We start from the raw sequence: 3,818 nt of genomic DNA on the forward strand, positions 1-3,818 counted from the left end.
GGCGGAGCCGCCCGCGCCGGGGACGTCATGGAGCGTCGTGGCGATGTCGCGCGCCACCTCGGCGATGCGGCCGTCGAGATAGAAGTGGCCCCCGGGATGCACCGAGAGCGCGAACCCCGCCGTGGTGTGGTCGCGCCAGGCCGCCCCCTCGGCCGCGGACATCTGCGGGTCCTCGTCGCCGGCGAGCACGGTGAGCGGGCAGTTCACCACGGCCTTCGGGTCGTCGCACACATAGGTCTCGATCGCCCGGTAGTCCGCGCGGACGGCGGGCAGCACCATCGCCCGCAGATCCTTGTCGGCGAGCACACCGGGAGCGGTGCCCCCGAGCCGTTCCATCTCCGCCACCAGCCCGTCGTCGTCCCGCTGGTGGACGCTGCCGCGCGGCGGCGCACCGGGCGCGCGGCGGGCGGAGGCGAACAGATGGACCGGCCCGCCGCCGCGCCGCTCCAGCCGGCGGGTCACCTCGAAGGCGAGGACCGCGCCCATGCTGTGCCCGAAGAAGGCGTACGGGCGCGTCAGGTGCGGCAGCAGCGCCTCGGCGAGGTCGTCCGCCCGCTCGGCGATGGTGGCGGGCATCGGCTCGCCGAAGCGCTCCTGGCGCCCGGGGTACTGGACGGCCCATGCCTCGACACGGGACGGGAGCCGCTTGCTGAGCGGGACGTAGAACGTGGCCGACCCACCGGCGTGCGGGAAGCAGACCAGGGTGATCTCGCTGCCGGGGGAGGGGCGGAAACACCGTATCCATCTGCTGGGTACGGAGGGCGACGCCACCGCCCCCGCGGACGGGGCACTTCCGGACTGCTGCATGAGGCTCCTCCTCGGGCCTTGACGTCCGCCGTCGGCGGACCGGGCGGTGCGCGGAGAGACGGCCGGACGCGCCGCCCGGCCACTCACCACCGGACCATGATCCCGCAGACACCGCTCCGTTGTCCCTTTTCCCTTGATTTCCCCCTGTGTTCAGGGCGGATGAAGGAAACCGGCCCCCGGGCGCGCACGGCGCACCAGGGCGCGTCCGCCCAGGGCACGCCGTCACGACACGGTCAACCCGCCGCCGTGCTCCCCGTCCGGTTCTCGACGTTCAGCAGCCGGGTCGTGGCGCAGCCCACCAGGCGGTTGCGCTCGTCGAACACCTCGACCGACCACAACTGCTGGGTGTGACCGCGGTGCACGGGGACGGCGGCGGCGTGCAGGACGCCGGTGACGGCGGGGCGCATGAAGTGCAGCTGGCTCTCGGCGCAGGACACCGTCCGCCCGTCACCGGCGTTCAGCGCGCCGCCCGCCGCCACCGCGCTCTCCACCAGCGCCGCGAGCACCCCGCCCTGCACCGTCCCCGCGGAGCCGTGCATCCGCGGTGTCACTTCCATGGACGTGATCACCCGCCCCGAGGACAGCTCCTCGTAGCGGATGCCGAGGAGTTCGTCGAGAGGATGCGTCGGGGTCGTCAAGGGGCCGCTCCCTTCGGGCCGGGCACCGGGGAACGGTGCCGCTGGGGCGCGCGGCGGGCGGACGGTGCGTCCGCTCGGGCCGCCGCGCGACGGTGTCGGTCGGGGACAGGACGCCGGTCGCGCCGGGCGGGGGAACCGCCGCACGGCCGTCCGGCGTTCCGGGTACCGCGGGGGGTGGGCACACGACGGCCGCCGGTGTCCGCCGCCCGCAGACCCGTACGCCGTGCGGGGCGGACCGTGCCGCCCTGTCCGGGTTGTTGGTGAGCCGACGCATCCCCCGCCACCCACGGTTCGTCCGAGGCCGCCGCGCCCGCGTCGCGGGCGTCCGCCGGAAGGCCGGGGGCCATGCCGGTGCCCGCGGCGTCCGGACCTGAGGGCGGGGCCGTGGGCGCGCGGCGTGGCGGCGGTTTGGATACCTCTGCCCTGGTGGCGGCGTGGATACACCACGCCGACGGGGGATCGCGTGGGGACGGGCCGGTACCGGAGACGGGGTACTCCGGTCCCGGCCCGTCCCCGGGCGCCGGCCCCCATCACCACACGGGCCGGCGGACGGACCCCGCGGCGGCGGCGCGTACCGGAGGGAGAGGAGAACCCGTCCGGTGCGTGCCGTGAGGGTGTGCCGCGGGGTGGTCGGGAGGTCAGGGACGGCCGGCCGGCGGAGGGGGCGGCCGCAGCGGTCGTTCCCCATGCAAGCCCCCGCGCGCCCGCCCCGGCACCCCCTTCTGGACGGGGCCTTCCCGAGACAGTCTGGCCGGAAAGAGCCGAAGCGACTCAACTCCCCGTTAAGCGCTACCCCGGGACCGTGGAAGGACGGGAGCGCGTGCTACCGCCGCCGATCGGGCATCGGTCAGGTACTGGTGCGGGTGATCGGTGCGTGACACCATGTGCCGACGGATTCTGCGGACTTAACCAGCCGTTGGGATCGGTCGGCGTGCTGCCGGACGCCCGAGCGCGGGCCGGCCGCCGGCGGCCGGCCGACGGCACGGACGAAGGACGGTGGCACATGACGGGGGCGGCCGAAGAGGGAGCGCGGGGGGAGCGTGGAACGCTCGCCGACCGGTTGGGGCGGCTCTTCGCCGACATGCACCCGCCGGGAGCGCCGTACACCAACGCGTACGTCGCGGAGGAGATCAGCGGCGACCCCCAGGAGTACGGCGGGGTGCGGCTGACCGAGCAGTATCTGTCGATGCTGCGCAACGGCAGACGGACCAACCCCTCGCCCGAGGTGCTGCGGGCGCTCGCCAAGTTCTTCGGCGTACCGGTCGGTTATCTGCTGGGCGACCTGTCCCAGCCGCAGGCGGAACGGGTCGAGGAGGAGGTCCGCTTCCTCGCGGCCATGCGCGACCAGCGGGTGCGGGCCATCGCGCTGCGCTCGGTCGGCCTGCCGCCCGAGGTGCAGGACAGCCTCACCACCATCATCACCCAGTTCCGGCAGCAGATGGACCTGCCGGCCGAGCTGCCGGAACGGGACGGTGAACGACGTGGCGGGCGGCCCGGTACGGAGCGCTGAGCGCGACCGGCTCTTCGTCACCTGGAAACGGGGCTTACACGAGGACGGGACGAGCATGCGAGTGGGGCAGATGCGCAGGCGGTGCAAGCGGCTCATCAAGGAGCTGGCGCTGCCCGCCGCGACCGATCTGCGGGGGCTGTGCGACATCGTCGCCACGAGGGTGGACCGGCCCGTCCACCTGGCCGCGATGAGCCTGGGCGGTGTGGTCTCGGGAATGACCGCCACCACCGACGACGGCTACTGGATCTTCTTCGAACGCCGGACGTCGGCCTGGCACCAGGCCCACATCGTGCTCCACGAACTCAGCCACCTCCTCCTGGGCCACGGCCAGGACCCGGCCGTCACCGAGGACGCGCTGCGCACCTGGACCCCGTCCGTAGACGCCGCCACCGCGATCCGCCGCATGGGCCTGACCATGGGCTTCGCCCGCCACCACGGCTACGACAACCTCGCCGAGCGCGAGACCGAGGTACTGGGCACCCTTCTGATGGAGCGGGTGGTGCCGTCCGCCGCCGCCCAGGACCTGCCCGCCGACGCGCGCGCCATGGCCCTCGCCGCCGCGCTGGGGCCCGCCCTCCAGCACATCCGTCACGGGCACGGCGGCCCGGACGGGGGTCCGCGTGTTTGACGTCATCTACCTGTGCTTCGCCGCCGCGGCCTGGGTGCTCGTCGGGTACAAGGCCGTCGCCTGGTTCCGGGACCGCTCCAACGCCGACCTCGGCCTGGCGTGTGTGATGAGCGGCGGTGTGGCCACCCTGTTCCTGTTCTCCGCGCCCAGCCTCTACCGCGCCTTCGACCGGGCGGTCGGCGTCGCCAACCTCGCGATGGTCTTCCTCTACTCCGCCGTCGTGCTGTTCGCGGCG

The 3,818-nt window shown here is 74.0% G+C and carries 4 protein-coding genes and 1 pseudogene; 3 read left to right on the forward strand and 2 right to left on the reverse strand.

The genetic code is table 11. From position 1 onward, the window contains the following. The coding region (locus AC51EU_RS28225) for a thioesterase II family protein (protein ID WP_496269923.1) at positions 1-807 on the reverse strand (807 nt) is incomplete at its 3' end. 233 nt (positions 808-1,040) lie between these two features. Then, positions 1,041-1,445: a PaaI family thioesterase gene (locus AC51EU_RS28230; RefSeq protein ID WP_496269924.1), complete on the reverse strand. Its 405-nt coding sequence runs from the start codon at positions 1,443-1,445 to the stop codon at positions 1,041-1,043. 1,003 nt (positions 1,446-2,448) lie between these two features. On the opposite strand from AC51EU_RS28230, the gene AC51EU_RS28235 reads away from it, so the two are divergent. From AC51EU_RS28235 to AC51EU_RS28245, 3 genes and pseudogenes are all read left to right on the forward strand, one after another. Next, the gene (locus AC51EU_RS28235; protein WP_496269925.1) at positions 2,449-2,955 is read left to right on the forward strand and encodes a helix-turn-helix domain-containing protein; all 507 of its coding nucleotides are present in this window, start codon (positions 2,449-2,451) and stop codon (positions 2,953-2,955) included. Between the two features lie 61 nt (positions 2,956-3,016). Continuing rightward, on the forward strand, positions 3,017-3,583 hold the full coding sequence (locus AC51EU_RS28240; RefSeq protein ID WP_496269926.1) for a hypothetical protein: 567 nt from the start codon (positions 3,017-3,019) through the stop codon (positions 3,581-3,583). Continuing rightward, positions 3,576-3,818 (forward strand): annotated as a pseudogene (locus AC51EU_RS28245) (MAB_1171c family putative transporter); the annotation flags it as partial. The gene AC51EU_RS28240 and the pseudogene AC51EU_RS28245, both read left to right, overlap by 8 nt.

The sequence above is a fragment of the Candidatus Streptomyces philanthi genome, from assembly GCF_059553635.1.

Bases quoted from the DNA above. Each gene is read 5' to 3' on its own strand.
- AC51EU_RS28235 (WP_496269925.1), top strand. From the start codon at position 2,449: ATGACGGGGGCGGCCGAAGAGGGAGCGCGGGGGGAGCGTGGAACGCTC.